At 70.5% G+C, this 25,356-nt stretch carries 25 protein-coding genes, 3 tRNA genes and 1 pseudogene; 12 read left to right on the top strand and 17 right to left on the bottom strand.

Going from position 1 to position 25,356, the window contains the following annotated elements:
- The first annotated feature begins 88 nt into the window (after positions 1-88).
- Both ACQPWU_RS37310 and ACQPWU_RS37305 read left to right on the top strand, forming a co-directional pair.
- Positions 89-796 carry a sirohydrochlorin chelatase gene (locus ACQPWU_RS37310; protein ID WP_433430128.1) on the top strand — a complete coding sequence of 236 codons (708 nt, stop codon included), beginning with the start codon at positions 89-91 and terminating at the stop codon, positions 794-796.
- A gap of 43 nt (positions 797-839) precedes the next feature.
- Positions 840-1,388, top strand: a complete 549-nt coding sequence (locus ACQPWU_RS37305) for a GNAT family N-acetyltransferase (RefSeq protein WP_433430127.1) — start codon at positions 840-842, stop codon at positions 1,386-1,388.
- Here the strand turns inward: ACQPWU_RS37305 and ACQPWU_RS37300 are convergent.
- Positions 1,385-1,897: an adenylyl-sulfate kinase gene (locus ACQPWU_RS37300; protein ID WP_433430126.1), complete on the bottom strand. Its 513-nt coding sequence runs from the start codon at positions 1,895-1,897 to the stop codon at positions 1,385-1,387. The genes ACQPWU_RS37305 and ACQPWU_RS37300 overlap by 4 nt on opposite strands.
- Positions 1,898-2,134: 237 nt before the next feature.
- On the opposite strand from ACQPWU_RS37300, the gene ACQPWU_RS37295 reads away from it, so the two are divergent.
- Positions 2,135-2,590 carry a hypothetical protein gene (locus ACQPWU_RS37295; protein ID WP_433430125.1) on the top strand — a complete coding sequence of 152 codons (456 nt, stop codon included), beginning with the start codon at positions 2,135-2,137 and terminating at the stop codon, positions 2,588-2,590.
- A 97-nt stretch (positions 2,591-2,687) separates the two neighbouring features.
- Here the strand turns inward: ACQPWU_RS37295 and ACQPWU_RS37290 are convergent.
- A pseudogene (locus ACQPWU_RS37290) lies at positions 2,688-2,888 on the bottom strand (methyltransferase); the annotation flags it as partial.
- Between the two features lie 50 nt (positions 2,889-2,938).
- Between ACQPWU_RS37290 and ACQPWU_RS37285 the strand changes: the two are divergent.
- Both ACQPWU_RS37285 and ACQPWU_RS37280 read left to right on the top strand, forming a co-directional pair.
- Positions 2,939-3,922: a hypothetical protein gene (locus tag ACQPWU_RS37285; RefSeq protein ID WP_433430123.1), complete on the top strand. Its 984-nt coding sequence runs from the start codon at positions 2,939-2,941 to the stop codon at positions 3,920-3,922.
- 5 nt (positions 3,923-3,927) lie between these two features.
- A complete protein-coding gene (locus tag ACQPWU_RS37280) occupies positions 3,928-4,899 on the top strand; it encodes a hypothetical protein (RefSeq protein WP_433430122.1) in 972 nt (323 codons plus the stop codon).
- Positions 4,900-5,058: 159 nt separating this feature from the next.
- Here ACQPWU_RS37280 and ACQPWU_RS37275 read toward each other — a convergent pair whose 3' ends face one another.
- Entirely contained in the window at positions 5,059-5,826 is a 768-nt protein-coding gene (locus ACQPWU_RS37275; protein WP_433430121.1) for a VOC family protein, read from the bottom strand.
- Positions 5,827-5,995: 169 nt separating this feature from the next.
- Here ACQPWU_RS37275 and ACQPWU_RS37270 point away from each other — a divergent pair, with 169 nt between their 5' ends.
- Positions 5,996-6,625 carry an alpha-ketoglutarate-dependent dioxygenase AlkB gene (locus ACQPWU_RS37270; RefSeq protein WP_433430120.1) on the top strand — a complete coding sequence of 210 codons (630 nt, stop codon included), beginning with the start codon at positions 5,996-5,998 and terminating at the stop codon, positions 6,623-6,625.
- 18 nt (positions 6,626-6,643) lie between these two features.
- On the opposite strand, the gene ACQPWU_RS37265 is transcribed toward ACQPWU_RS37270, so the two are convergent.
- The 7 genes from ACQPWU_RS37265 to ACQPWU_RS37235 all read right to left on the bottom strand — a co-directional run bounded on the left by ACQPWU_RS37265 (position 6,644) and on the right by ACQPWU_RS37235 (position 14,014).
- Complete coding sequence (locus tag ACQPWU_RS37265; RefSeq protein ID WP_433430119.1) at positions 6,644-7,702, bottom strand: oxidoreductase; 1,059 nt, start codon at positions 7,700-7,702, stop codon at positions 6,644-6,646.
- 101 nt (positions 7,703-7,803) lie between these two features.
- A complete protein-coding gene (locus tag ACQPWU_RS37260; RefSeq protein ID WP_433430118.1) occupies positions 7,804-8,706 on the bottom strand; it encodes a D-alanyl-D-alanine carboxypeptidase family protein in 903 nt (300 codons plus the stop codon).
- A gap of 121 nt (positions 8,707-8,827) precedes the next feature.
- Entirely contained in the window at positions 8,828-10,006 is a 1,179-nt protein-coding gene (locus ACQPWU_RS37255; protein WP_433430117.1) for a glycosyltransferase family 4 protein, read from the bottom strand.
- Positions 10,003-10,848 carry a sulfotransferase family protein gene (locus ACQPWU_RS37250; protein WP_433430116.1) on the bottom strand — a complete coding sequence of 282 codons (846 nt, stop codon included), beginning with the start codon at positions 10,846-10,848 and terminating at the stop codon, positions 10,003-10,005. Before ACQPWU_RS37250 ends, ACQPWU_RS37255 begins: the two co-directional genes overlap by 4 nt.
- An 84-nt stretch (positions 10,849-10,932) precedes the next feature.
- Positions 10,933-11,766 carry a carbohydrate ABC transporter permease gene (locus ACQPWU_RS37245; protein ID WP_433430114.1) on the bottom strand — a complete coding sequence of 278 codons (834 nt, stop codon included), beginning with the start codon at positions 11,764-11,766 and terminating at the stop codon, positions 10,933-10,935.
- A complete protein-coding gene (locus tag ACQPWU_RS37240; protein WP_433430112.1) occupies positions 11,763-12,686 on the bottom strand; it encodes a carbohydrate ABC transporter permease in 924 nt (307 codons plus the stop codon). Before ACQPWU_RS37240 ends, ACQPWU_RS37245 begins: the two co-directional genes overlap by 4 nt.
- Entirely contained in the window at positions 12,683-14,014 is a 1,332-nt protein-coding gene (locus tag ACQPWU_RS37235) for an extracellular solute-binding protein (RefSeq protein ID WP_433430111.1), read from the bottom strand. Before ACQPWU_RS37235 ends, ACQPWU_RS37240 begins: the two co-directional genes overlap by 4 nt.
- 243 nt (positions 14,015-14,257) lie before the next feature.
- On the opposite strand from ACQPWU_RS37235, the gene ACQPWU_RS37230 reads away from it, so the two are divergent.
- Positions 14,258-15,748, top strand: a complete 1,491-nt coding sequence (locus tag ACQPWU_RS37230; protein WP_433430110.1) for an alpha-N-arabinofuranosidase — start codon at positions 14,258-14,260, stop codon at positions 15,746-15,748.
- 56 nt (positions 15,749-15,804) lie between these two features.
- Here ACQPWU_RS37230 and ACQPWU_RS37225 read toward each other — a convergent pair whose 3' ends face one another.
- Entirely contained in the window at positions 15,805-16,818 is a 1,014-nt protein-coding gene (locus tag ACQPWU_RS37225) for a LacI family DNA-binding transcriptional regulator (RefSeq protein ID WP_433430108.1), read from the bottom strand.
- Between the two features lie 161 nt (positions 16,819-16,979).
- Between ACQPWU_RS37225 and ACQPWU_RS37220 the strand changes: the two genes are divergently transcribed.
- The gene (locus tag ACQPWU_RS37220; RefSeq protein WP_433430106.1) at positions 16,980-17,795 is read left to right on the top strand and encodes an NAD-dependent epimerase/dehydratase family protein; all 816 of its coding nucleotides are present in this window, start codon (positions 16,980-16,982) and stop codon (positions 17,793-17,795) included.
- A 48-nt stretch (positions 17,796-17,843) separates the two neighbouring features.
- On the opposite strand, the gene ACQPWU_RS37215 is transcribed toward ACQPWU_RS37220, so the two are convergent.
- From ACQPWU_RS37215 to ACQPWU_RS37200, 4 genes are all read right to left on the bottom strand, one after another.
- Positions 17,844-17,918 (bottom strand) — tRNA-Val (locus ACQPWU_RS37215).
- Between the two features lies 1 nt (position 17,919).
- Positions 17,920-17,993, bottom strand: a tRNA-Cys gene (locus ACQPWU_RS37210).
- Positions 17,994-18,009: 16 nt separating this feature from the next.
- Positions 18,010-18,081: transfer RNA gene (locus tag ACQPWU_RS37205), tRNA-Gly, on the bottom strand.
- A gap of 86 nt (positions 18,082-18,167) precedes the next feature.
- The gene (locus ACQPWU_RS37200; protein ID WP_433430104.1) at positions 18,168-18,803 is read right to left on the bottom strand and encodes an ACT domain-containing protein; all 636 of its coding nucleotides are present in this window, start codon (positions 18,801-18,803) and stop codon (positions 18,168-18,170) included.
- A gap of 79 nt (positions 18,804-18,882) precedes the next feature.
- Here ACQPWU_RS37200 and dusB point away from each other — a divergent pair, with 79 nt between their 5' ends.
- Positions 18,883-19,995: a tRNA dihydrouridine synthase DusB gene (gene dusB / locus ACQPWU_RS37195; protein ID WP_433430102.1), complete on the top strand. Its 1,113-nt coding sequence runs from the start codon at positions 18,883-18,885 to the stop codon at positions 19,993-19,995.
- Here the strand turns inward: dusB and ACQPWU_RS37190 are convergent.
- Entirely contained in the window at positions 19,992-20,771 is a 780-nt protein-coding gene (locus ACQPWU_RS37190) for a phytanoyl-CoA dioxygenase family protein (RefSeq protein ID WP_433430100.1), read from the bottom strand. The genes dusB and ACQPWU_RS37190 overlap by 4 nt on opposite strands.
- A 35-nt stretch (positions 20,772-20,806) precedes the next feature.
- Here ACQPWU_RS37190 and ACQPWU_RS37185 point away from each other — a divergent pair, with 35 nt between their 5' ends.
- Positions 20,807-21,796, top strand: a complete 990-nt coding sequence (locus tag ACQPWU_RS37185; RefSeq protein ID WP_433430099.1) for a helix-turn-helix domain-containing protein — start codon at positions 20,807-20,809, stop codon at positions 21,794-21,796.
- On the opposite strand, the gene ACQPWU_RS37180 is transcribed toward ACQPWU_RS37185, so the two are convergent.
- On the bottom strand, positions 21,793-22,947 hold the full coding sequence (locus tag ACQPWU_RS37180; protein ID WP_433430098.1) for an ROK family protein: 1,155 nt from the start codon (positions 22,945-22,947) through the stop codon (positions 21,793-21,795). The genes ACQPWU_RS37185 and ACQPWU_RS37180 overlap by 4 nt on opposite strands.
- 168 nt (positions 22,948-23,115) lie before the next feature.
- Here ACQPWU_RS37180 and ACQPWU_RS37175 point away from each other — a divergent pair, with 168 nt between their 5' ends.
- Complete coding sequence (locus ACQPWU_RS37175) at positions 23,116-24,417, top strand: glycoside hydrolase family 36 protein (protein ID WP_433430096.1); 1,302 nt, start codon at positions 23,116-23,118, stop codon at positions 24,415-24,417.
- Entirely contained in the window at positions 24,414-25,349 is a 936-nt protein-coding gene (locus tag ACQPWU_RS37170) for a carbohydrate ABC transporter permease (protein WP_433430094.1), read from the top strand. The genes ACQPWU_RS37175 and ACQPWU_RS37170 overlap by 4 nt, the downstream gene beginning before the upstream one ends.
- Positions 25,350-25,356 lie beyond the last annotated feature (7 nt).

Genomic DNA, 25,356 nt, shown 5'->3' with positions numbered 1-25,356 from the left:
CCCCCGAATGGGCATAAACTGCGCGCCTGTGAGCCTGCCTGTACGTGAACGTTCCCCCCGGCCGGGCGGCGGTCGCCACCGCCGTCCCGTGCCCACGTCCCTGCCGCCGGACGCCCCCGTGCTCGTGCTCGCCACCCCAGGCGACACCGCTGGCGTGGCTGAGGAGATCGCGGCCGTCGTACGCGTCGACAACCCGCAGATCGAGCTGCGGCTGACGAGCGTCACCGACCTGGCGGACTCCCTGCCCACCGGCCGCGACGCCGTCGTCGTACCCCTGCTCACCTGGGACGACCCCGTCGTCATGGCCGAGATCGGCAAGGCCGTGGCGGTCGCGGGCACCGGCGCCGTCGTCACCGAGGCGCTCGGCCCGCACCCGCTGCTGGCCGAGGCCCTGCACATCAAGCTCGCCGAGCGCGGCCTGGCCAGGGCCGACCGCGTACGCCTGCTGAATGTCTCCAGCCCCGTTGACGCCGTCATCCTCGGCACGGTGGGCGGCGAGCGCGCGGTGCACGCCGTGCAGGCCACGGCGGTGCTCCTGGCCTCCAGACTCACGCTGCCCGTCGTCGCCGCCTCCCTCGACAGCGAGCCGGGCGTCGGCGTCGCGGCCCAGCGGCTGCGCGCGGCGGGTGCCGAGCGGCTGGCCATCGCGCCCTGCATGATCGGCCACGAGGCCCCCGCCGGCATCGTCGAGCAGGCCGCCACGGCGATCGACGCCGGGCACGCCGAGCCGCTCGGCCCCCACAGTGCCATCGCCGAACTTGTCGCGCGAGCTTACGGTAGTCAACTAGCCACTTGACAGAGGGTTGTAAAGATCACGGGACTCGCGTTACCGTCGGCGAATGCGGCGGGTGGTGTACAACGGCGAGCGGCTCGGCCTGCGTGAGATCACGGAGGCCGACGTGCCGCCCCTGTACGCCGTCTACGGCGATCACGCGGCCACCCAGCACATGCCGTTCGGGCCGCGCACCCAGGCCGAGGTGGCGCGGCTCGTCGACCAGGCCATGAAGGCGGCCACGGCGGAGCCACGCGCGCTCTACGTACTCGCCGTGGTCGACGCGGCCCACTGCGACGTGATCGGGGTGGCCCGCCTGCAGGTCGAGGCCGACCATCCCCACAGCGCGGAGATCGGCTTCGGCCTCCACCCCCACCAGTGGGGCCGCGGGATCGGCACCGACCTCGTGCGGTTGCTCCTGTCGTTCGGGTTCAAGGAGCTCGGTCTGCACCGCGTCTGGGGCGCCCGCTCCCCGGCCAACCTCCCCGCCCAGCTGGCCATGCTGACCGCCGGGATGGTGGAGGAGGGCCGGATCCGGCACCACGTGCACACGCCGCACGGGTGGCGCGACTCGATCGTGCACTCGGCCCTGGAGGACGAGTGGATCGAACGCTAGACCCGCCACCTCTCGATCGCCTCTTCCGCGACCTGCCTCGGGGCTTTCGTGCCGTCCACCGTGAAGTCCTCGACCCGGGCCTCGTCGAGGATGTCCGCTAATTCCCCGGCTCTTCTGAGGTGCCAGTCAAGTCCCTGAGGGTCGTGCACGTGCCTGGTCCTCAGCCGCCGGTGGGTCTCCGCGAGCGGGACGTGGATCCGGCACACGGTGAGGGGGACGCCGAGCACCTCCTCATGTCGTGCGCGCTCGTCGCGGTGCTCGATGACACCGGCCAGCACCAGCCGCTCGGCTCCCGCTTCGAGGAAGTTCGCCGCCACGGCGCGGAGATTGCGAAGGGTCAGCCCGCCGTGGAAGGGGTCGCCCGATGGCGCGGGCCAGGCGCGGCGCAGCCAGTCGAGGTCGATGACCGCGTTGGGGATGCCCTCGCCGGCCAGCACGTCGCCGGCGGCATCGGCCACGGACGTCTTCCCGACGCCCACGGTGCCGGTGATCAGGAGCGCTGCTGCCATTCCCGCGATCTTACCCACCCCACGACTCCCACGACCCGCCGCCACCAGCGCCACGACCGCCGCCCAGCCACTGACCGCCCGTTCGCCGCACGGAAGAGACGAATGCCCAGTCATGGACGGAATGGCGCGGCCGGGTGGTCGGCTCAGGGCGTAACCCGAGCGGGTCGTGGGAGTGGCGCGGGCCGTGATTGTCGGTCGGGCGTCCTACCATGAGGCACCTCACGGAGGGATAGTCCAATGCTCGACGCGCTGATCGTGCCCCTGTTCGTCACCACGGACCTGCCGCCCCAGGCGGAGCTGGCCGAGTTCGGGGAATTGCTCGCCGAGACCGCGCGCGTGCTGGGCCGCGAGGGCGCCGGCTATGAGGCGTTCCTGGCGGGCAAGGTGTTCTGGCTGGACCGCCCCGTGCTGCCGGAGCAGCGCCCGGCGGCCGAGGTGGAGTCGCGCTTCGCGGGGATGCTGGGCTACCTCGCCGCCTCCGGCCCCGGCCACACCTCGCACGACGTGGTCTGCGACGTGAGGCAGGCGATCGGCGAGGCCGTGGCGGGCCGCTACGGCGACGTGGGGGTCGCGCCGGCCGTGTTCGCGATCCGCGACCAGGACGTACGCGAGCGCACCCCCGAGTCCGCCCTCTACATCGACACCCGCGACGCCGCACCCGAGCTGGTGACCGCGACCAGGTCGTACCTCTAGCCAGGCGGGCCGGCCGCGTGCGTTCCATGCCGCCGGCCGGCACCAGCTCGGGCGTCAGCCCGCCCCGCGCGATGGGCTCAAGCGACACGCTGCCCAGCACGACGACCTGCCCTGACGATCCCCCCGCCTGCGCGCAGTCGCCAAGGAGGGTGAGCGCCTCGCGGTCCGGCAGGTCGTTCAGGACCTTGCGCACGAAGTAGACGTCCTTGCCGGCGGGCAGCGAGTCGTAGAAGCTCCCGGGGATCACGGTGGCCCGCTCGGCCGCCGCGAAGGACGAACGTGGCCGATCTGTGACCAACCGAGCACATCAGGTGGGTGTCTAACGGGTTGAGCGAAAGGATCACAACCATGAGGCACCCCTCAGCGATCGCGGCGCTGCTGGCGTCGGCGGTCATCGGCGGGCTGGGGCTCACACCCGGCACCGCCCACGCCCAGGCGGGCCCTCCGGCGGCCCGCGCGGCGTGGATCACGTCCTGCCACGACAAGAAGGACGACATCGACTACCCCTGCGGCCACTGGAAGCTGATCACGCAAGACGGAGGACAGGTCGTGGTGCGCGACGCGGCCGGCACCAAGAGCGGCAGCAAGGACGAGACGGCCCCGTTCGCGATCAGCGCCGACGGGCGCGTGATGGCCTACCAGCGCGCCCGCGACCACCGCCTGGTCGTCCAGCGGGTCGCCGGCGGCCCGGCCAAGCCGCTGCCGAAGTCGGCGGTGGTCAAGGGCGCCGGTAGCCTCTTCGTCACGCTGTCTCCCACGGGCGACAAGGTCATGATCGACTATGGGGACGAGCCCCTGCGATCGCCCATCAAGGTGATCACCGTCGCGACCGGCAAGACCACGACGCTGCCGCTCGGGGACTCGGCGCTCGGGTTCAGCGGCGACGGCGACGAGGTGCTGACCAGCCGCAACCTGAGCGACAACACCACGCGGCTGGCCGCGTACCGGCTCGGCGGCGGCTCGATCAAGCGGACGCCGCCCCAGGTCATCTGGGGCGCCTACGCCTACGCCCTGGCCCCCGACGGCCGGACGCTGGCCGCGTTCATCTCGGGCGACACCGACAAGAACAAGCCGCCCAGGGTGCGGACCTACAACCTGGAGACCGGCGAGCTGTCCGCGGGCGCCGACCTGCCGCTCGAGCCGGACGCGGAGACGGAGGCCGCGTGGTGGAGCCCCGACGGCCGGCTCCACGTGACCGTGCGGCGCGGCGACGACGGGAAGGCGGCGGTGGTACGGGTGCTCACCGTCGATCCGGAGTCCGGCAAGGCCACGCAGACCGATAAATACACGATCAGCAAGACCAGGTACGAGAGCGTCGAGGCGGGGGAGTGAAAGACATGAGAGCGAAGATCCTCACGGTCCTCGTGGCCGCCGCCCTGGCCGCGGCGCCCGGCGTCGCGCACGCGGAGCCGCACGCGCATCAGGGGCACGACAGCATCAGGTACGCCTCCATCAAGAGTTGCCACGCCAAGGGTGGGGAGGACAAGCCGTGCGGCGACTGGCGGCTCGTCATGCACGACGGCGAGCAGAGCGTCCTGCATGACGCACAGGGGGTCGCGCTCGACGCCAAGGGCAAGTCGGTCCGCTACTCCCCGGCGCCCATCGCGGTCAGCGGGAACGGCCAGCGGGTCGCGTACTTCACCAAGACCGGCAGGCTGGCCGTGCGGACCCTCGGGGGTGGCGTCAAGGTGTTCGCCAAGGACGCGCTGCCCCGCGTGGCCCAGAACGACGTGACCCTGCTCCTGTCCGACGACGGCGGCCGGCTGGCCGCGATCATCAGCGGCGAGAAGGCCGCGAGCACGCGCGTGTTCGACTCGGCCACCGGCGCCCGGCTCGGCACCGTGCCGGGCGACCGGTCGGTGCTGGGCTTCAGCTTCGACGGGGACGAGGTCCTCACCAGCGTCGGAGGCGACGAGTCCGTCACCGACCTGGCGGTCTACAGCGACACGGGCGAGCAGGTCGTACGCGTCACACCACCGCAGGTCGTGGTCTCGAACGGGCCGCAGGCGCTGTCCGCCGACGGCCGCACGATCGCGAGCATCGTGCAGGGAGCCAAGACCCAGCTCGTCCTGTACGACCTGCGGACCGACGAGGTCACCGCCCGCAAGAAGATCAAGCTCCCGGCCGGGGACCTCCACATGGTCGACTGGACGGGGGACACCCAGGTGACCCTCCACCTGGTCCAGGACCTGTCCGGCGGCGACAAGATGACGATCGTCCAGATCGACACCGAGACGGGCGCGGTCAAGGTCAGGGACAAGTACACGATGCTGAAGGACACGTTCGTCTTCGCCGCGTGCGGCGGCTGACGTCCCTCTCGCCGGTACGGCGGGGCCGGGGGAGCCCCGCCGTACCGGCGAGACCGGAGACCTGGACGTCGGCGAGGCGGACGTCGCGCCCGCCACGCCGAGCCGGTGGCGCACTCGATCCCGAGCCGGCGACATGTCCCGTTCAGGCGGGTGGCTTGCTCAGGTCGAGCTGGTGAGGATCGCGAAGCGGGCGCCGTGAGGGTCGGCCAGGAAGGCCATCCTCCCCACCCCCTCCACGGTCATCGCCGGGGCCTGCAGCGTGCCACCGAGTTGCTGCGCCATGGACGCCGTGGCGTCGCAGTCGGGCACCTCGAAGTACGGCAGCCAGTGCGGGCTGTCGCCAGGCTGGAGCTCGACGATCCCGCCCACCTCCGGTGTCTCGCCGCCTTCGGCCGTGGAGATCACCGGGTAGGACATGTCGCCCATCGGCAGGTCCTCGATGCGCCAGCCGAAGACCGACTGGTAGAAGGCCTGGATGGCGTCGGGGTCGGGGGTGTGGAGCTCGACCCAGCCGAGCGAGCCCGGGTCGGTGACCATGCCGAGCCCCTTGGTCTGGCCCGGCTGCCACACGGCGAACGCGGCCCCCGCCGGGTCGGCGAAGACCGCCATCCTGCCCTGCCCCTCGATGTCGCGCGGCGGGGACAGCACCGTGCCGCCCGCCTGCTCGATCGTCTTGGCGATGGTGTCGGCGTCGGCGGTGTGGAAGTACGTCAGCCACGCCGCGGTCGCGTTGTCCTCCGTGGCCTGGCTGATCCCGGCCACCGTCTTCCCGCCGACCTGGCAGAACCGGTAGTCCATGTGCTCGGGGCCCAGCGAGATGGACTGCCAGCCGAACAGCCGGGTGTAGAAGGCGTTCGCCGCCTCCGCGTCGGGGCTGTTGACGTCGATCCAGCTGGGAGCGCCCGGTACGTGGTCTGTGGTGAGCATGGCCTGCTCCTTCGTGTGACGAAGCGATGGGTGGCCTCTTCGCCTCACGGTGCGGTCTGAGGGCGATGCCACTCGTATCCGGCGAGTGCCAGCCTGGCACGACCCACCGGCAAAAGCGACCACTCCCGCAGTCGAATATGTGTTTGAACTATGGCATAGACTCGACACCATGACAGCCTCGTTCCAAGCATCTCTGCTGAGCCTCGACGAGGAGCTCGGGGCCGGGCCGCTCGGTGCCACGGTCCGCAGGACGCACCTCGGCCACGGCGCCTGGATCGACCTGCGGCCGGGCTGGCTCTCGGGCGCGGACACGCTGTTCGAGCGGCTGGCCGAGACGGTGCCGTGGCGGGCGGAGCGGCGGCGCATGTACGACCGGGTGGTGGACGTGCCGCGGCTGCTGAAGTTCTACGACGAGGACGAGACCCTGCCCGACCCGGTGCTCGACGACTGCAGGCGCGCGCTCGACGAGCATTACGAGGAGGAGCTGGGGGAGCCGTTCCGCACGGCCGGGCTCTGCTTCTACCGCGACGGTCGCGACAGCGTGGCCTGGCACGGCGACACCATCGGGAGGGGCAGCACCGAGGACACCATGGTGGCCATCGTCTCGGTCGGCGACCCCCGCCCGCTTCTGCTCCGCCCGCGCGGCGGGGGCCCGTCCATCCGGCGCGATCTGGGGCATGGGGATCTGATCGTGATGGGCGGGAGCTGCCAGCGTACGTGGGAGCACGCGATCCCGAAGACGGCCCGCCCGGCGGGGCCGCGCATCAGCATCCAGTTCCGGCCCCGCGGCGTCCGCTGACGGGGGTCCGCCCTCCGGCTACTTCAGCGTCAGGCGTGCGACGCGGCCCCCTTCGCCCGAGGCCCAGCACGCCAGATCACGGGTGCACGAGACCGTGTCGAACGAGCCGCTGTCGAACGTCTCCCAGCTGCGCCCGCCCGACCACGTGACATCGCTCCCCGAAGGCCCGACCGCGATGGCAGCGGACGGCAGGTGCGGAAGCCAGGCGACCCCCGACCGGTACGCGGGAGGCGGCGTGGTGGCGGGCAGCCAGGTGGCGCCGCCGTCCCCGGTCACCGCGCCCGCGCTGGGGGACGCCTGGTCGGGCCGGTAGTCGCCGCCGACCGCGAGGCCGTGGTGGCGGTCGCGGAAGGCTAGGCCGAAGACGCCGCGCGCCGGGTCGCCCGCGGGGATGGGGGTGCCGGCCACCGTCCAGGTACGCCCGCGGTCGCCCGAGCGGAACACCCGCGACCGCTCCGCCCCGCCGGTGGCCAGCCAGGCGTCCCGGCCGCCCGCCGTGACCAGGCACTGCCCGCTCGCCGCGAAGCCCGCCTCACCCGGCAGCGCCTCCGGCATCCCGCCGGCGGGCAGCACCTGCCAGCTCCGCCCGCCGTCCTCCGTCGCCAGGATCCGGAACCTGCCGTCCACGGGGTCGCTCATGGCCAGCCCGTGATGCCGGTCGAAGAAGGCCAGGCAGTCGTAGAACGCCTTCGGCTCGTCGTTCCTGAACGCCTCCGCCCACGTGCGCCCGCCGTCCTCCGTCCGGTAGACGCGCGAGTCCGTACCCTCGCCGATGGACAGCACGACGGCCCGGCGGGCGTCGAAAGCCTCGATGTCGCGGAACTGGAGCGCGGCGGTATCGGGCGGCGAGACGTTCTGCCAGCTGCGCCCGCCGTCCACGGTCCTCAGCACGGTGCCGCCCGAGCCCGAGGCCCACGCCACGTCCCGGCTGACGGGTGACAGGCCGCGCAGGCGCGCCGTCACCCCGGTCTCCTTGAGCTCCCAGGCGAGCCTGGGCGTCCCGGCGTGGGCGGGGAGCGCGGCGGCGAGTACGACGGCCGCCGCTGACAGCGCACCTAACGCGAATCGAAGCTTCATGTCGGGCAAACTAGCCCAAAGGATCAACACCGTCCATGGATCATCGCCCGAAGCTCACGCACCCCTGGGGTTGTCTGGTGCCGGAAGCCCTCACCCCCAGGTCAGGCGGCCTCGCGGGCCGCGCCCCACGACAGCAGGGCATCAGCCGTGTCGAAGCGGCGGCTGGAGTCGGACTCGCCGAGCAGCACGCCGACCAGCGTGTGGCCGTCGCGCTCGCCCGCGAACGCCAGCGTGTACCCCGCCGCCCGCGTGAACCCGGTCTTCAGCCCGATGACCCCCGGCGACCCGAGCAGCCGGTTGGTGTTGCGCCAGCTGTACGAGCCGTGCTGGCCGGTGGCGTCCAGCGAGTGGTAGCGGGTGCCGGCCACCTGCTTGATCAGCGGCACCTGCAGCGCCTTGGCCGCCAGCAAGCTCTGGTCGTGGGCCGTGGAGTAGCCGTCGCCGTCGGGCGTGGGCAGGCCGTCGGCGTTGACGTACTTGGTGTCCTTCATGCCCAGCTCGCGGGCCGTCGCGTTCATCTTGGCGACGAAGCCCCCGACGCCGGGTCCGTACGTGCGGGCCAGCGCGTGGGCGGCGTCCGCGCCCGAGGGGAGCATCAGGCCGTACAGCAGCTCGCCGACGGTGATGCGGTCGCCGGGCCGCAGGTCGGCGGTGGTGCCGCCGCCGTCCTCCGCGTACTGGACGTCCTCCTGCTTGATCCGCACCACGTCGGTGGGCTTGGCGGACTTCGTCACGACGTACGCGGTCATCGTCTTGGTGACGCTGGCGATCGGCAGGCGATCGTCGGCGTTCTTGCTGAACAGCTCCTTGCCGGACGAGGCGTCCATCAGGTAGGCGGCGCTGCCGTACACGGTGGGGGTGTCCTGCCGGACAGTGGCGCCAGCAGTGGCGCCGACAGTGGCGCCGGCAGGGGCGGAGGCCTGGGCATACGCGGGCGCGGCGAACCCGGCGGCCAGGGCGAGGGCGCCTGCCACAGCGGTCAGGCGAGCTTTCCGAATACGCATCTGCCCAGGTTGCCGCGCCCTTTGGCATGCTTTTGACGAAATGACCGACATTCCGTTACAAGACATGCGGAAGCGCCGATATGGCCGAGGGAATCGAAAGGTAAATCTTTCGCCGGATACGTCAGTGAGCGCTCCAGAAGTTGTCGGCCACGCGTTCACCCGCCAGCAACTCCGAGAACAAATCCTCCCACAATGGCATCACCAATTCGGGCGCGTACGCACGCGACGCTTTGGCCGCCGCCTTCCCCATCCGTACCCGCAGCTCCCGATCGCCGATGACCCGGCTCAGCGCGGCGGCCAGCGCGTCCACGTCCCGTGGCGGCACGAGCACGCCGTCCACCCCGTCCGTCAGCACGTCGCGCGGCCCGGTCGGGCAGTCGTACGCGACCACCGGCAGAGCGTGCGTCATGGCCTCGATCATCACCATCGGCAGGCCCTCGAAACGTGAGCTCAGCGCGTATACCGAGGCGGCCGCCAGCTCCTTGTCCAGCCGATCGGTACGACCGGGCAGCTCCACGTGCCCGCCCAGCCCGTACTGCTCGACGAGCCCCTCCAGCTGGCTCCGGCGCGGCCCGGTGCCGAAGATGCGCAGCCGCCAGCCCGGGTGTTCCCGCACCACCTGGGCGAAGGCCGCGATGAGCAGGTCGAACCCCTTCTGCGGCACCAGCCGGCCGGCTGCGATCACGACGGGACTGGCCTGCTGGGAACGTTCCTGATCGACCCGGTGGACCGCGTTCGGGATCTGCACGATGGCGGTCTGGGGCAGCAGGCGCTGGTACTCGAGCCGGTTGGTGCGCGTCAGCACGGTGATCGCGTCGAACCGCCCGTAGTAGCGGGCGATCTCCCTGCGGATGCTGTCGGGGTAGGCCGACAGGTTCATGTGCTCCTGGGCGACCTTGATGACGTTCTTGGGCGCGCGGCGGGCGGCGATCAGGTTCAGTGCGGGCCTGGTGGTCACCAGGATGCCGTCGCGCTGGCGGGAGACGTACTCCATGGCGGCCCACTCGACCCGCTCGGTGAAGTAGTCGGCCGCGAACTCGCCGCGCGGCACGATCTTGCCGCGCATCCGGCGCCAGGCCCTGCGCCCGACCGAGTCGGGCCGCGCGCCGCCGCGCTGGTCGACCAGCGCGGTGATCCGGATCCGCGGGTCGAGCGTGAACCGGGGGTTGTCGCGCCGCCGTACCAGGCTGACCAGCTCGACGTCGTGGCCGGCGGCGGCCATCGCGTTGGCCTGGTTGACGACGGTGCGGATGGTGCCGCCCATGCCGTAGGCGTGCAGCATGACATAGCGGATCTTCACGCGAGGTACCCCCAGGTCCGGCAGATGGGCTTCAGCACGTCCGGGATCTGGTCCTCGGAAGGCAGCTCGCGCGCGGGCTGGACGGTGCCGGATCGGATCTTGTCGCGCCAGTCCCCTAGACCCTTCTCCAGGATCGGCTGCTCGCCGTACGAGAGCATCCGCGGCTCCCATTCCAGCCCCAGGAACTCGCAGATGTCGCGTGTCACCCGTTCGGGATCGGCGCTCAGCTCCTCGTACCTGACGGTCAGGCCGGGCAGCGCCGATCTGGCCCGCTCGACGGCCTTCATGTAGCGGAGCGCGTCCAGCGCGGCCTCCTCCGGCGTGCGCTTGCTGGGGCTGGCCTCGTGCCACGACGTGGCGATCGACGCGGGGTGGCGCAGCAGGAAGAGGAAGCGCGCGTCGGGCCAGCAGGCGGCGATGCGCTGGTAGGCGAACGCGTTCGCGGGCGTCTTGTCCACGATGAACCGTTTGCCGCTGCGTACCAGCTCCCTGTGCAGGACGCGGTCCCACAGCAGGTGCTCGAGGTCGGCCTGGTTGTGCCCGAGCGCCTCCATCGCCTTCGAGGCCAGCTTCGTGTCGAACTGCACGCGGAGGCGGCGGATGTGGAGCTCGTGAGGGGCGTGCAGGGCGGAGTGGGCGTTCAGTATCGCGCGAAGGAGCGTCGAACCGGACCGCACGGGTGACAGGAGGAATACGGGGGCTTCGAGCAGCCGGTCAGTTAGCGGATCCGCGGGCGTTCTGATCTCGGGAACGGGCGGGGAAAGTGGGGCTTTCCCTACCCGTTCGATCTGGAATCCGGTGAACCTGACCAGCGCTTTGTTCATTTTGCGCTGCCAGTTCATGCCGAGGCAGACTACCGACTGTTCCTGGCAATTCCCTGGCAATGGTAAAGAGTGCGCATTCCGGGAATAGCGCGATAAATCTTGCTACTGGCCGGCGAGGCCCGTGTGCGCGACGCCGCGGATGATCTGCCGCTGGAAGAGCACGAAGATCACCAGCAGTGGCAGCCCGGCCAGCACCACCGAGGCCATGATCTGCGCGTACCGCAGTCCGAACGTCCCCTGCACCACGTTGGCCAGCCCCACCGGCAGCGTCATGGTGTTCGGATCGGTGGAGACCAGGAACGGCCAGAGGAAGTTGTTCCAGGTCGTGATGAACGTGTAGATCGACACCGCGGCCAGCACGGGACGCGACAGCGGCAGCACGATCGTGAAGAACACCCGCCAGCGCCCGGCCCCGTCCACGAAGGCCGCCTGCTCCAGCTCAGGTGGCACGTCCTGGAAGAACTTGTAGAGGATGTACACGATCAGCGGCGCGGCCACCTGCGGCAGGATGATCGACCACCAGGTGTCGACCAGCCCGAGCGCCACCATCTCCGCGAACAGCGGCGCCATGAGCACCTGCGGCGGCACCATGATCCCGGCCAGGATCAGCGCCAGCAGTGCCCGCTGCCCCCTGAACTGCGTGCGCGCGAACCCGTAGGCCGCCATCGCCGAGAACAGCACGGTCATGAACGTGACGACCACCGAGGTCACGGTCGAGTTGATCGCCCACTTGACGATGCCGCCCGTGCCCAGGACCAGCCGGTACGAGTCCAGGGTGATCTCGCTGCCGAACCACTGCAGCGGGATCTTCGTGGTCTCGGACTCGGGCTTGAGCGAGGTGGCCACGGCCCACAGGATCGGGGCGAGCCAGACGACCGCCAGCGCCAGGGCGATCACCAGCAGGACGAGCTGACCGGGGCTGAAGCGCTTGGTCATGGCGAGACCTCCGCCCGCTTGCGGAACAGCCGGAGCTGCGCCAGGGAGACGATGACGATCAGGGCGAACAGGATGTAGGAGACGGCCGAGGCGTAACCGATGCGGTAGCCGGTGAAGCCCATGTCGTAGGCGTACTCGATGATCGGTCTGGTGGAGTCCTCGGGGCCGCCGCCGGTCATCAGGTAGATCTGGTCGAAGACCTTGAGTGAGGCCAGCAGTTGCAGCACCACGATCAGCGCGGTGGTGCGGCCGAGCAGCGGCAGGGTGATGGAGCGCAGCTTGTGCCAGGCCGAGGCTCCGTCGATGGCGGCGGCCTCGTACAGATGCTCAGGGATCGACTGGAGGGCGGCCAGGTAGAGCAGGAAGTTGAAGCCGACCGTCCACCAGACCGTGGTCAGCACCATCGACCACATGGCGGTCGACGGGTCGGTGAGCCAGGTGAAGTCGGTGCCCAGCGTGCCGTTGATCAGTCCGTACTCGGGCGGGTAGATCATCTGCAGCCAGAGGATCGACACCACGGCCGACGGCAGCAGGAACGGCCCGAAGAACGACAGCCGCCACAGCCACTGCACGAACCGCAGGTTGTGCACCAGCAGCGCGAACGCCAGGCCCAGAATCACCAGCGGGATCGTGCTCAGCACGGTGAAGACCACCGTGTTCCACAGCGAGTGCCACATGCGCGGGTCGGCGAACGCCTCGGCGTAGTTGTCGAACCCGACGAGGTGGTTGTTGGTGCCCGCGATGTTGACGCTCGACAGGCTCATCCGCAGCCCCAGCAGCACCGGCCAGACCAGGAAGACCACGTAGATCAGCAGGAAGGGCGCGACGAACAACAATCCGTGCTGCGTCCAGCCGCGATGAACCTTGGCCTCGGTGACGGGGGCGGCGGCCGCGGGGGCGGCGATGCTGGTACTCATCATCGCTCCTGGTCGGGGAAGGGGTTCGGGGCGGTCAGCAGCCGGCTCAGCGCGGCCTTGGCGGTGGCCAGGCCCTCCTCCGGCGTGCGCTGGCCGCCGATGACCGGGGAGAACGCCTGGCCGAACTCGATCCACAGCCGCGATGCGGAGCCGGCGAACCACGCCTGGGGGTCGAGCGCGACCTCCGTGATGACCGAGCGGTACTCCGACTGGGGCTCCAACGCGAGGTACCTGGGCTGTTGCAGGGCGGGCAGGTACGCGGGCACGTGGCCGGCGACCGCCCAGTCGGCGCTGTTCTTGACGAGGTAGGCGATGAACCGGTACGTGGCCCGCTCGACCTCGGGATCCCGGTTGCGCTGGTGCGGCAGCACGAACGAGTGGCAGTCGGCCTGCGCCGCCCCGCTGCCGAAGACGTCGGGGAAGCGGGTCATGTTGAACGGCGTCTTGCGTTCCTTCAGTCCTGTGGTCTCCCAGTCGCCGTTCCACAGGAAGGCGGCCTGGCCGTTCGTGAAGTTGGCCACGGAGGCGCCGTAGTCGGTACGGGTGTCCAGCAGCCCGTCCTTCCCGAGTTGCTGCATGAATCGCAGCGTTTCGAGGGCCTTGGCGTCGTCGATGGCGATCTGCGTGTTGTCGGGGGTCAGCAGGGCGCCGCCGCTCTGCGAGTAGAGCGTCCACCACACCCGCCACGGGCCGACCGTGCCGAGGCCGAGCGCGTCGAAGTTGAGCGGCGGCTTGCCGCCCATGGCGTCCTTGGCCTTGCGCAGCTGGGCCAGCAGCTCGTCGTTGCCCTTGGTGGGCTTCAGCTTGCCGTCGGGACCGAGCAGCCCCGCCTTGCCGCAGATGTCGGTGTTGTAGTACTGCACCATCGGGTGGGCGTCGAACGGGATCGCGTACAGCACCCCGTCGAGGTGGGCGCGTTCCCAGATCGGCGGGCTGAAGTCGGCGGCGCTCAGCCCGCTCTCCTCCAGCAGCTTCACGTTGATCGGGTCGAGGATCTGCCCGGCGCCGATCCCGGCCAGCCGGGCCAGGTGGAAGGTGGCCAGGTCGGGGGAGCGACCGCCGGAGCCGGCCATCGCGATCTTCGTGTAGTACGGCTCGCCCCAGGCGAGCACGTTCTCCTCGACAAAGATTTCGGGATTGTCCTTGGCGAACGCCCGGACCATCTTGTTCATGATGATCCCGTCGCTCGCGCCGAGGAAGTGCCAGTACTTGACGCGGGTCTGGGAGGAGCCCACCCCCATCGGGATGGCACACCCGGCGGCGGAGGCGCCGGCGAGCGCGAGGGTGCCGCCGAGGAGGAGCCGGCGGGAGATGTCTGGAGGATCTTGCACGGTGGCCTCTTCCTACGAGCCATCGCTGGGCCAGGTTCTTGGGGCCGGGAGCTTGCGCGGAGCTCTCGCTGGAGGTCGGGGCGCAATTTGTTGCGTCGGGGTTACCCGAGTGTTAGCGGTAACAACCTCTGTGTCAAGACCCTCATCTGCTGGCCGGACCTGGGTGTTCACCCTTGACCGGCCCGCTTGTTATCGCTAACAATCTGGATCACGTAACGCCCGCGAAACCCAGGAGACCCCTCCGTGCACCAGGCAGAACTCACGCTCGATCCCGCGTTCAAGGTCGCCCCGGTAAGCCGGCGCACCTTCGGCACGTTCGTCGAACATCTGGGGCGCTGTGTCTACACCGGCATCTACGAGCCGGACCACCCGTCGGCCGACGACGACGGTTTCCGCGGCGACGTGCTCGACCTGACGAGGGAACTGGGGGTGTCCACGGTCCGCTACCCGGGCGGCAATTTCGTCTCCGGCTACCGGTGGGAGGACGGCGTCGGCCCTCGCGAGCGCCGCCCCCGCCGCCTGGATCTGGCCTGGCACAGCACCGAGACCAACGAGGTCGGTGTGGACGAGTTCGTACGCTGGTGCCGCAAGGCCGGCGTCGAGCCCATGATGGCCGTCAACCTCGGCACCCGCGGCATCGAGGCGGCGCTCGACTTGCTGGAATATTGCAACCACCCGTCCGGCACCGCGCTGTCGGACCTGCGCGTCGCCAACGGCGCCAAGGAGCCGCACGGGATCAGGATGTGGTGCCTGGGCAACGAGATGGACGGTCCCTGGCAGACCGGGCACAAGACCGCCCGCGAGTACGGCAGGCTCGCCGCCGAGACCGCCCGCGCCATGCGCATGATGGATCCCACGTTGGAGCTGGTCGCCTGCGGCAGCTCGAGCTCGTCGATGCCGACCTTCGGCGCGTGGGAGGCCGAGGTGCTGGAAGAGGCCTACGACGTGGTGGACTACATCTCCTGCCACGCCTACTACGAGGAGAAGAACGGCGATCTGGGCAGCTTCCTGGCCTGCTCGACCGACATGGAGTACTTCATCTCCTCGGTCGTGGCCACCGCCGACCACGTCGGGGCGCGGCTGAAGTCCCGCAAGAAGATCGACATCTCCTTCGACGAGTGGAACATCTGGTACCTGTCGCGCTTCCAGAACGCCGAGCCGCCCGCGGACTGGCCGGTCGCGCCGCGGCTGCTGGAGGACCACTACCACCTGGCCGACGCCGTCGCCTTCGGCGGGCTGCTGATCACGCTGCTGCGCAACAGCGACCGGGTGACCGCCGCGTCCCTGGCCCAGCTGGTGAACGTGATCGCGCCCATCATGACCGAGCCCGGCGGCCGGACCTGGAGGCAGAGCACCTTCCACCCGTTCGCGCAGGCGTCCCGGCTCGCGGCCGGCGACGTGCTGCGGGTGGAGCCGGTGAGCCCCACGTACGAGACGGCGGACTACGGGGATGTGCCGCTGCTGCACGCGGTGGCCACGCACTCGGACGAGGGCACGACGCCGTTCGCCGTCAACCGCTCCACCGACGCGCCCCTCTCCCTGGAGATCGACGCCCGCGCGCTCGGCGGCGCGCGCATCCTCGAGGCCACCACCCTGACGCACACGGACGTGTACGCCCGCAACACCGCCGCCGACCCCGACCGGGTCGCACCCCGACCCAACGCGAACGTCGAGCACGACCCAACGCGGGTCCTGCTGCCCCCGGTCTCGTGGAACGTGATCAGACTGGGCTGACCCGTGGCTCTCGGCTGGCTCGGGCGGTGCTCAACGCCGGCTCGCGGGGGAGAGGGTTAGCCAGGGGCCGGGGCGGTGCTCTCCCTCACCACGAGCTCGGGCTCGACCAGCCGCCGCCGGTCGGGCTCGGTGCCCGCCATCCGGTCGAGCAGCATGTGGAAGGCGTGCCTGCCGACCTCGCCGAAGTCCTGCCGCACGGTCGTCAGCGGCGGCCAGTAGTAGGCGGACTCGGGGATGTCGTCGAACCCCACCACGCTCACGTCCTCGGGCACGCGCCGCCCGGCCTCGCGCAGGGCGCGCAGCACGCCGAGCGCCATCTGGTCGTTGGCCACGAACACGGCGGTGACCTCGGTGTCCTCGGCCAGCTGCAGCCCGAGCCGGTAGCCGGAGCGCGAGCTCCAGTCGCCGCGCAGCACCTCGGGCACCGGCCGGTCCGCGGACTCCAGCACCTCGCGCCATCCGTCGATGCGGCCGTTGGCGTCGAGCCAGTCGGCCGGCCCCGCCACGTGCCACACGGTCCGATGGCCGAGGCTGAGCAGGTGCCTGGTCGCCCGTACGGCCCCGGTGCGCTGGTCTACCTTGGCCACGGGCACGGGGATGTCGTCACCGGCGTCGACCGCGACCACGGGCATCTCGGGCGGCAGGTGCCGCAGCCCGTCGGCGGCCGACTCGTGCGGTGCCACGATGATCACCCCGTCGACGGCCTGGGCGCGCAGCCGCTCCACGCCCTCCTCCATCGACCTGCGGTTGAGCGAGGGCAGGCTGGCGATGCTCACGTTGAACCCGGCGTTCCTGGCGGCCTGCTCGATGCAGTAGAGCGTGGAGGCGGGGCCGTACAGGGTGGTGTCGATGCTGACGACGCCCAGCACCCCGGACCGCCCGGTGACGAGCTGCCGCGCGGCGTGGTTGGGCCTGTAGTCGAGCTCTCGTACGGCGGCCAGCACCCGGGCCCTGGTCTCGGCCCGCACCCGGTCGGGCGCGTTGAGCACGCGCGAGACGGTCATGGCGGAAACGCCGGCGAGTACGGCGACGTCCATGAGCACCGCGGGCCTGCCGTCCCTGGATCTCACCGAGGCTCACCCCCTCACCGATAACGCTAACAGCCAAAGCCCCCGAACGCGCGGACCATTATCGGTCCCCTCACGTTCCCCGGGACCTCCGCGAGACGATCCTCTCAACGGCGCCCCCTCGTGTCATCGGAAGTGTCCGTGGCCGCTGACATAATCCCCGCATGACCATGGAAAGCGTAGTTCTCACCGGTGCGGCCGGTCGCGTGGGGTCTGTGCTGCGCGAGCCGCTGCGGCGTCGGCTGCGCCGGCTGATCTCCGTCGATCGTGTGCCGCTGGCCGCCGGAGGACCGAATGAGGAAGTCCGCCAAACCGAGCTGGCCGGCATAGAGGACGTCGTATCGGTCATCGAAGGCGCCGACGCGGTCGTGCACCTGGCCGGGGTGCCGGATGAGGCGCCGCTCGCCGATCTCCTGGACGCCAACGTCCTGGGCGCCCACCACGTGCTGGAGGCCGCACGGCGCACCGGCGTCAGGCGCGTGGTGCTGGCGAGCAGCAATCGGCTGACCGGCTGCTACCCGTCCGCGCAGACGGTCTCGGCTGAGATGCCGCCCCGCCCCGACGGGCTTTACGGCGTCAGCAAGGTCGCCTTGGAGGCCCTGGGCCGGCTGTATGCCGACAAGTTCGGGCTGCAGGTGGTGTGCCTGCGCATCGGCAGCCTGGAGCCGGTGCCGAGCGAGCCGCGGCACCTGGCCACCTGGTTGAGCCCGTACGACTGCGCCGGGTTCGTCTGGGCCGCGCTGACCCGGCCCGGCCTCACCTTCACCGCCGCATACGCGGTCTCGGCCAATGCCCGCCGGTTCTGGGAGCTGGACGACCGGCTCGGCTACCGCCCCCGCGATGACGCCGAGGCCTACGTGCGGCAGATCCCCGGAGCGGACGGCTACTTCGCCGGTGACCAGCTCCAGGGCGGCGACTACGCCACCGCCGACTACACCCTCCGTCACGCATTCGACCAGACTTCGACCAGCCGGCCATGATCGGCCCGAAACGCCAAGAAGCCCCAGGGTTCCTGGGGCTTCTTGGCGTGGTGGACGATACTGGGATTGAACCAGTGACCTCTTCCGTGTCAGGGAAGCGCTCTCCCGCTGAGCTAATCGTCCTTGGAGGTGGAGACGGGATTTGAACCCGTGTGGACGGCTTTGCAGGCCGCTGCCTCGCCTCTCGGCCACTCCACCGAGTCGAACCTCTCCGAGCGGAAGACGGGATTCGAACCCGCGACCCTCACCTTGGCAAGGTGATGCTCTACCACTGAGCCACTTCCGCGTGCATCGACAACTCTAGCGCGTTTGCCGACCAGATGCTCACCGTGGGCCGCGTTCAGCGGTCCACGGCAGGTTGCGGAGTGTGCCCTACTTGCGCAGTTGCCGGGCCACGCTGCGCTCCGTGGCGGGCAGGCTGAGGAAGATCTCCAGGATGCGGGTGAGGCGGTGGACCTCGATCCGGTGGAAGGCGGGACCCTCTGAGCGGGCCAGGAGGAGCGAGAGGGCCAGGGGCGGCAGCGGGGCGTGGATGAGGTGGAGACCGTCCTCGAGGGTGACGGCGGTCGGGCGGGAGGGCGTCTCCCAGGGGACGACCAGGTCTTTGGGGGCGCGCCAGCTCGCGTAGATGACGCGCTCGCCGGAGGCCGTGGCGGCCCAGTCGGCGCTGAAGAGGACAGGGAGCGAGTCGATGAGCGTGGTGAGAGCCCGGTCGCCCGCCGTGGTGATGTATTTGAGGATCTCCAGCTCAGGGTATGTGCCAGGGGCCTCCCTGGTGGTCCAGATGCCCTCGACCGCGACGCCGTCGACGGTCTCCAGGCTCTTGACCAGCGCCTGCCTGGGCGTGCTCTCCGGACAGAAGATCGTGATGTCGTCGACGGCCGTGCCCGCGCCCCGGTCGAGCACGGTCACCTGCGTGATGTCGGCCCCCGCCGCGCCCAGGACCTTGGTCACCTGTGCCAGGGAACCCGGTCTGTCGGGCAGCGCCACGCGTACGCGAAGAAGCATCCGTCCCCTCCATCGAAGATGCATTAATAGCCTATCCGCGAATACCCGTTACGGCCTGACCTGCGCTACAACTGTTCGAATGAAGATTGGGCCGATTGGGGTGTGGCCGCCGGTGGTGCTCGCGCCGATGGCGGGCATCACGAACGCGCCGTTCCGCGTGTTGTGCAGGGAGCAGGGCGCGGGGCTGTTCGTGTGCGAGATGATCACGACGCGCGCGCTGGTCGAGCGCAATCCCAAGACGCTGCGGATGATCAGGTTCGCGGAGTCCGAGCGGCCCAGGAGCATCCAGCTGTACGGGGTGGATCCCGGCATCGTGGGGCGGGCGGTCAAGATGATCGCCGAGGAGGACCTGGCCGACCACATCGATCTGAACTTCGGCTGTCCCGTGCCCAAGGTGACCAGGCGCGGCGGCGGGTCCGCGCTGCCGTACAAGCGGAATCTGCTGCGGCGGATCCTGCGGGAGGCGGTCGCCAACGCGGGGTCGCTGCCCGTGACGATGAAGATGCGCAAGGGGATCGATGACGATCACCTGACATATCTCGACGCCGGGCGGATCGCGGCCGAGGAGGGGGTCGCGGCGATCGCGCTGCATGCGCGGACGGCCAAGCAGCATTACGGGGGTGTGGCCGACTGGGAGGCCATCGCCCGGCTGAAGGAGGCCGTGCCGGACGTCCCCGTGCTGGGGAACGGTGACATCTGGTGCGCCGACGACGCCTTGCGGATGGTGGCGCGTACGGGGTGCGACGGCGTGGTCGTCGGGCGGGGGTGCCTGGGGCGGCCGTGGCTGTTCAAGGACCTGGAGAACGCGTTCAACGGCAGCCCCGAGCGGGCCCGGCCGGCGCTCGGCGAGGTCGCCGAGGTGATGGCCAGGCACGCCGAGGGGCTGACCGAGTGCTTCGACATCGAGCGGTACGCCATAGCCGACTTCCGCAAGCATGTCGGGTGGTATCTGAAGGGGTTCACGGTCGGCAGCGAGCTGCGGCGGGAGCTGGCCACGGCCGAGTCGCTCGACGGGCTGCGCGAAGGGCTGGCGAAGCTGGAGCACGATCAGCCATGGCCGCCGAACACGGACACGCCCCGGGGCAAGTCGGGGGAGCGGACCAAGGTGCTCCTGCCGGACGGATGGCTGGACGACCCCTGGGACTACGCGATCCCCGACGGTGACGCCGAGTCCGACATCTCAGGCGGTTAGTGAGGGCCGGTGGCCTCGGTGCCGCAGGGGCCGCCGCCCACGGCCGGCTCCAGTCGGACGCGCTCGCCCGACATCGTGAGCGTCGGGTAGTACTCGGCGATCCGCTCGGCCGAGCGCCCGACGTAATGGCAGATGAAGCTGCGCCGGAAGCGGTCGGCCGTGCTGTTCGGCTCCGAGCCGTGCACCAGGCTGCCGTTGAAGAACAGAACGTCGCCCGGGTTCATGTCCACGGGCACCCGCGCCAGGCCGGGCGGCGGCGGGACGTACTCCCTGGTGAACGAGACGTCCTGGTCGGCCTCCTCCGGGCAGAACAGGTCCATCAGATGCGTCCCCGGCACGACCTCGAGGCCGCCGTTCGCCCGGTCCACCCGGTCGAGCGCCACCCACGCGGCCACGCACGTGCCCGGCTCGACCCGGAGGTAGAAGTTGTCCTGGTGCAGCGCCTGGCCCCTGGCGCCCGGCGGCTTGAAGTAGAACATGCTCTGGGCTGCTATCGGCTCCTCGCCGATGATGTCGCGGAGTATCGCGGCGATGCGCGTGTCGAGCAGGTAGCGCAGGGCGACGTCGTTCACCTCGTGGGGATGCATGATCCGCGGGTAGTCACGGAGGATGTCGTACGGCTGGCCGGGTTCCTGCGGCTGCGGGGAGAAATGCCCAGGGATCGGCCCCTTGGCGTGCAGCGCCATGAACTCTTCGCGCAGCTCGGCCACCTCTTCTGGAGCGAGGAGACCGGGCACCAGCAAGAACCCCTGATCGTGGAAGTCGTTGAGCCTCATGTGTCTCACGCTAAAGAGCGGGATCGTGTAACGGTATGCCTGTGACCGCTGAGGACCTGTCTGTTCCTGCTGCCGAGCTGACCATCGTGGGGCACTACGACAAGGCCCCCGGGTATGCCACGCGCCGCCCCACCGGGTCGCCGAGCTGGCTGCTGCTGTGGACCGAGGCGGGGGCGGGGCTCGTGGAGCAGGGCGGGGCGTCGTTCGCGGCCCGGGCGGGGGATCTGGTGGTGCTCGGGTCCGGGGTGTCCCAGCACTACCGGGTGCTGCCGGGGGCGGAGCGGTGGCGCTTCTGGTGGGTGCACTTCCGGCCCCGCCCCTCGTGGGGGGCCTGGCTGGGGCCTTATGCGCGGGGCGACGGGTGCCATCTGGTCGGGGGCGTGCCCGCGGGCGTGCACGAGCGCGTCGGCCTGGCGTTCGAGCGGGCACTCCAGGACGCGCGGTGGGTGCCCGGCGCACGCCTTCCCGCCGCACCCAGGCCGGTCACGTTCCTTCCCGACGTGCCGGGGCAGGTCGCGCCGCTGCCCGACGTACCCGGGCAGGTCACGTCCCTGCCCGCCGTGCCCCCTGCCGACGTGCGGGTGTCCGCCGTCGTCACGGCGGGAGCGGCGCGAGAGCTGGTGCTGGGCGCGGTCGAGGAGGTGCTCGTGCTCGCCACCGCCTCCGCGCGGCCCGAAGTGGCGCGCCGGCCCGACGAGGGCGACGAGCGGGTACGCCGGGTCCTCGCGCTCATCGCCGCCGAGCCGGGTGCCCCGCACTCGGTCGCCTCGCTCGCCCGCGCCGTCGCCCTCTCCCCGTCCCGCCTGGCCCACCTGTTCGCCGCCGAGACCGGGCGCACTCCGATGCAGGCCGTGCGCGAGGCACGTGTACGGCGCGCCGCCAGCCTGCTGGAGGTGACGGACCTGGACGTGGGGCAGGTGGCGGCCGCGTCCGGCTTCGTCAGCCCGTTCCACTTCAGCCGGGCGTTCAAGCGCGAGTACGGCCTGCCGCCCCGCGACTACCGCGCCCGCCTCCGCGGCGGTTAGCGCGTGACGGGGAGGGGACCCTTGTCGGGGGTGAAGAGCTGGTCGTCCAGATGGTCGACCGCATAGTCGATGGCCCCCACCACCACGCACTCGTCACCTAGCGTGGACGCGCGTACCTCCGGCATGCGCATGCAGGTGCGCTCCAGCCGTTCCCGCAGCGGCTCGAGCAGCACGTCCGCCGAGCGCGAGAACCCGCCCCCCAGCACCACCATCTGCGGATCCAGGATGAGCACCATCGCGGCGGTCCCCACCGCGAGGTCGTCCACGTACCGCTCGACGGCGGCGACCGCAGCCGGATCCCCGTTCCGCGCGGCGGCCAGCGTGAACCCGGCCGCGTCCTCGGGCGCGGTGCCCTCGGGGATGGACGGGCAGGTGTTGAGGTGCTCGGGAGCGTCGAACCAGCGGGCCTCGGGCAGCATGGAGATCTCCCCGGCCGCCGCCCCGAAACCTCTGTGCACCTTCCCGCCGATGATCAGGCCGGCTCCCATGCGCCGGCCCACGTGCAGGAACACCACGTCCCGGGCGCCCTTGGCCACCCCGCGCCTGGATTCGGCCATGGCGGCAAGGCGGCTGTCGTTCTCGATGAGCACCTGGCAGGGGAACATCTCCCGCATCTTGCCCGCGAGGTCGAGGTCCCGCCAGGCGGGCACGGCGGCCGAGTAGATGACGCGACCCTCGACGTCGATCACGCCGACGGTGCCCACCGAGATCGTCCACAGGTCGGAGACCGACGTACGGCTGAGCGCCAGGCACCCGGAGACCGCCCGCTCGATCGCCGACAGGCGCTCCTCGATCGGGGCGTCGGGAAGCACCGGCTGCCGGGTCTCCGCGAGGATCTCGCCGTCCAGGTCGGACAGGGCGGCGCGGATGTTGTGACCCCCTATGTCGACCCCGACCAGATAGCCGCTGTCGGCGCGGAAGCGGTAGCGGCGGGCCGGCCGGCCCATCGTGCCGGGGCTCGGCGGCACCTCCTCCACCCAGCCCAGCTCCATGAGCTCGTCGGTGACCTCCTTCATGGACGGCCGGGACAGACCGGTCCGCTCGGCGAGCGCCGAAAGGGTGAGCGGGCCCGCCCTGCGCAGCTCCCGGATGGCCGTCAGCGAGTTGAGCTGCCGCAGCCGGGACAGGTCGCCGCCGCGAACGTCCGCCATCGCCGTCCTTAAGTAGGTCTCCTCTGTAACCACAGATTATGCCAGCGAGTCGGCCCTTGTATGCCCCCACACATCTGCCGTTGTTTTCGGGCAGAACACTGTCATTGACCCCGGAGGAGCGCCGGTGCTACTAATGAAGGGCTCCTTTGAAAGTCGAGAGGAATCAGGATGTCCTTCGCTGACATCGGCGAGATCAGGTGTGACCCTGGCGAGGCGCGGGTGTTCGAGCACGGCTGGCAGTCGTGGAGCCCCACGGGCGCATACCGCCTGACGGACACTCCGCCCAGGCCCGCCGACGAGACCATCCAGATCCTCGCCTACCGCCCGGAGACCCCGATCCCCGGCGGGGTGTTCCAGGGCGAAGGGCTGCTGGCCGTCGAGCCGGGCGACGGGTCCGTCGAGCTCTGGTCGGCGCCGAGCCCCCTCCAGGTGCCGTCGATCAGGGCACGCCAGGAGGGCGGCCGCCTGGTGGTCTCCGCCGACGGCCCGGTACGACACCACCGCTCAGAAGGCGGCCTGGACCAGGCCCTGCGCGACTGGGCGGGCACCATGACCGAACCCCGGACGTTCCCCGCCGTCCCGCCTATGTGGTGCACCTGGTACGGCTACTGGGGCAAGGTCACCGACGCCGACGTCATCGAGAACCTGGAGCTCTCCGAGCGCCTCGGACTGGGCGCCGACATGTTCCTCATCGACGACGGCTACGAGGCCGAGATCGGCGACTGGCTGGAGGGACGGCCCGAGTTCGGCTCGCTGGCGCGGGCCGTGGACGCCGTCACGGGCGCGGGCCGGCGGGCCGGGATCTGGACCGCGCCGTTCCTGGTCGGCCACCGGAGCCGGATCTTCCGCGAGCACCCCGGCTGGCTGGTCCAGGGCGCGTACGCGGGACGTATGTGGGACCAGGACCTGGCGGTGCTCGACGTCACCCACCCCGAGGCGGCCGAGCACCTGGTGAACGTCTTCCGGACGTTCAGCGCGATGGGCATCAGCCACTTCAAGCTCGACTTCGTCTACGCGGGAGCGCTCGCGGGCGGGCGGCACGAGGACCTGGACCCCATCGCCGCGTACCGGCGCGGCCTGGAGCTGATCCGCCAAGGAGCCGGCGCCGACGCGACCCTGCACGGGTGCGGGGCGCCGATGTTACCCAGCATCGGCCTGGTGGACATCATGCGGGTCAGCCCCGACATCGCGCCGGCCGTGCAGCCCAAGTCCGGCGACATCAGCCAGCCGTCCCAGCTGGGCGCCCGCCTCACGGGGGCGGCCCGCGAGTTCCTGCACGCCCGGTGGTGGGTCAACGACCCGGACTGCATCATCCTGCGGCCCGAGGTGGAGGCGCGGGAGGAGTGGGCGGCGCACATCGCCGGCACGGGCGGCCTGCGCGGGGCGAGCGACCCGATCGCGGCCCTGGACGACTGGGGCCTGGAGACGACCAGGCGCCTCATGGTCCCGACGTCGACAGAGCCGTCGTGACCAGCCACACCGCCGAGAGCGGCCTGGTGGCGGACGTCCAGGCGGCCAAAGGACGGCGGAGGCGGGGGAGCGGCTGGCACGCGTACCTGTTCGTGGCGCCCAGCCTCTTCGGCGTGCTGGCCTTCCTGCTGCTTCCCATGGTCATCGTCCTCGTCCTCAGCCTCTTCGACTGGGAACTGCTCTCGGACCCCCGGTTCGTCGGCCTCGACAACTACCGCCGCCTGATCGGCGACGGCCAGACGTGGCACTCGCTCGGCGTGACGATCGGGTACGTCCTGCTCTGCATCCCCCTGCAGACCGTCCTCGCCCTGGGCCTGGCCATGCTGCTCAACCAGCGCATCAAGGGCGTCAGGTTCTACCGGTCCCTGTTCGTGGTCCCGTGGATGGCCACCCCCATCGTCCTGGCCCTGGTCTGGGGCTGGATCTTCGACCCCCGCAACGGCGCCATCAACAGCGCCCTGGCGCTGGCCGGGATCACCGGCCCGGACTGGCTGTCCGACCCCGCGTGGGCGCTGCCCGCCGTCGCCCTCGTCAGCGTCTGGCAGTACACCGGCTACAACATGCTGTTCTTCCTGGCCGGGCTCCAGGGCATCCCGAAGGAGCTGCACGACGCGGCCGAGACCGACGGAGCCACGCCGGCGCAGCGGTTCTGGCGGGTGACGCTGCCGCTGCTCAACCCCACGATGTTCTTCGTCAGCGTGACGAACCTGATCGGCTCCTTCCAGGTGTTCGACACGGTGTTCGCGATGACGGACGGCGGCCCCAGTCACACCACCGAAGTGATCAACTTCAGGATCTTCCAGACCGCGTTCAAGGAGTTCGACTTCGGCTACGCGGCCACGCTGTCGACGCTGCTCTTCCTGATCATCTTCCTGGTGACCATGGCCCAGGTCAGGTTCTTCAGCAAGCGCACCACCTACGACTTGAGCTGAGAGGAGA

It is taken from the genome of Nonomuraea sp. CA-141351 (genome assembly GCF_050944675.1).
In the GTDB taxonomy this organism is placed as follows: domain Bacteria; phylum Actinomycetota; class Actinomycetes; order Streptosporangiales; family Streptosporangiaceae; genus Nonomuraea.
The sequence above is the reverse complement of the archived record's forward strand: the minus strand, read 5'-3'. Positions and strand labels throughout refer to the sequence as shown.